Consider the following 2,231-nt stretch of genomic DNA (forward strand, 5'->3'; position numbering starts at 1 on the left):
GAAGCGTACCGTCAGGACGACACCTATAACCTGACGCATCGGAACTGCTCGGTGGTCGTGACCGAGGCTATCGACGCCGCGATGGAAGGTGTATTTGCCGACAAACCTTTCTGGCGAACCCTGCTGCGCCTGGCCTTTCACCCCGACATGTGGCTGGCCGGAAGCGTACGGGTGCGTGCCGAATCGATCGCGTGGACACCCGGGCTGGCGCTGGATTATGCCGGCGCGATCCGGCGCATCACCCACCCACATCAGGACTTGAGGGTGCACCTTGCGCGCTGGTGGAAGACACGCCGGCCCCAACGTCAGCGCGCAAAAAAAATCCCTTGAAAACTCGGCGAGGAGGTTGACCTGCGCTGTGTGAAGGGCGGACTCCAGAAGTCCGGATTTAGTGGCCGTTCCAAGGTCTGGCGGCCCCCATCCAAAAGGAAAAAGCATCAGGGCTGACGAACCTCAAAGGCGCAGCCCTGCCGCAGGCAACCTGTCTGCGTTTGACAGCCGGTGCATGTACGGCGCGTGTCGCACGGGTGTTATTGGCCATTCCCGCTTGCGGGAGCTGCATGGGCCGTAGATGCCGCCCCTCTGTCCGTTGTGAGGGATTCCGTTCACAAAAGCCGCAGTCATGCCTGGCTCAACAGCGGTTTCTTCAGGTATTTCCGCCTGCTGCCAAAAATGTCCACTTGGTTTGCATCGGCACAACGAAAAATTACAGAAAGAAACATATACAACTAATAGGGTTGTTAAAAAGTTCCACTTTTGTCACTTCAAACTAACAAAGTAGTAAATTTAGTATTAGAAAAAACGCAACATAGTTAATCTTCGCACTGTTTGTTACCGGTACGTTGTCTGACATGAGACATGCCGAGTAAACGCAGTGCGTCCTCTGCCAGCGTTGACTCGGTGCTCCTGCGGACTGCTTACCGGCACGGTTCCCAAGCATTCAAAGAGTCGAACTGCCTACTATGTTGTCCTCGAAATTTCTGGCGAAAGCCGCTGCCGGCTCCTTGCTTCGTGCTGCGGCTCTCGGATTGGCCATTGGATTGATGCCCGTTGCGGCCCAAGCCTTGACGGCTTCGGTGACCGCGATCATTCCGGCGCAAGGGATGTATCCCGGCGAGACGGCCACCTTGCGAATTACCCTGTCCAACAGCGATCCGGTGCCCGTCACCAATGTGGACTTCAGCAACAGCTTGCCTGGCCTTCTGCCCAACGGCCTCAGTGTTGCGTCTGCGGCCATCAATGGTTGCGGTGGGGCTTTAACCGCCAACCCGGGAACGCAGGCGCTTGCCCTGGCTGGCGGCACCATACCTGCCGCCGCCGGCGGGATTGACGGCCAGTGTGTCATCGACATTCCGGTCACGGTCGGCACCTCGACGGGTAACGCAACCTCCTACGCGTATCAAATCCTCAATGGTGCGGTGACCAGCAGCGGCGGCAGCAATGTAGGAGATGTCTCCCAGACCTTCGTGGTCAGGGCATTGCAGCAGCCGCAAATTTCAAAGGCATTCACCAGCTCGACGCTGGTGCTCGGCGGCGCTTCGACGCCTCTGACCATCACGCTGGTCAACCCGAACCCGGTGGCAATTTCCGGGTTCAGCATCACCGACAACTTTCCCCAGCTCGGCGGCAGCGCCATCATGAAGGTCGCGGCAGCGCCAGGCGCGAATGCAACGTGCACCAGCGGTCCGGTACCGGCCTTCAATCCCGCACCGGCAGCGGGCGCAACCAGTGTGACCGGCACCGGAGATCTGCCGGCGAACGGAAGTTGCACCTTCGTTGTGAACGTGGAGGCGAACCAGACCAACGGCCAGTTCTCGACCGGTGCCCAGAACAACATCATCAACCGGAGCACCGACTTCACCAATGTGCTTGGACTGCCCGCCCAGGCCAATGCGCAGGCCAGCGTGACGGTCCGGTCTCCGCTCGGTGTGTCCAAGGGCTTTACGCCCAGCACCTCCCTTTCAAGCGGTGCCTCGGGCTTTCTTACCCTTACCTTGAGCAATAGCGGCAATACGCCACTGACTGTCACCACCTTTGATGACACGCCGATCGACGGGATTGGTGGCGTCGACCCGACAAAAGGGTTAAACGTCACATCGGCGRTGACCAGCTGTGCGGGCGGCGCCGCTGCCGCGATCAACAGCAACAAAGGCGTCAGGCTGACCGGCGGGACCATTCCCGCCAATGGCAGCTGCACGGTGACAGTGAACTACACCGCGGCTGTTCAGGCG

Annotated in this window: 1 protein-coding gene and 1 pseudogene; both read left to right on the top strand. The window is 59.4% G+C overall.

Annotation, left to right across the window (positions count from 1 at the left end):
* A pseudogene (locus tag AC1D1X_RS21170) lies at window positions 1-330 on the top strand (MFS transporter); the annotation flags it as partial.
* Window positions 331-962: 632 nt separating this feature from the next.
* Window positions 963-2,231: DUF7933 domain-containing protein (locus AC1D1X_RS21175; RefSeq protein ID WP_477699099.1), on the top strand; the 1,269-nt coding region annotated here is incomplete at its 3' end.

This window comes from Polaromonas sp. P1_G4, assembly GCF_056405475.1.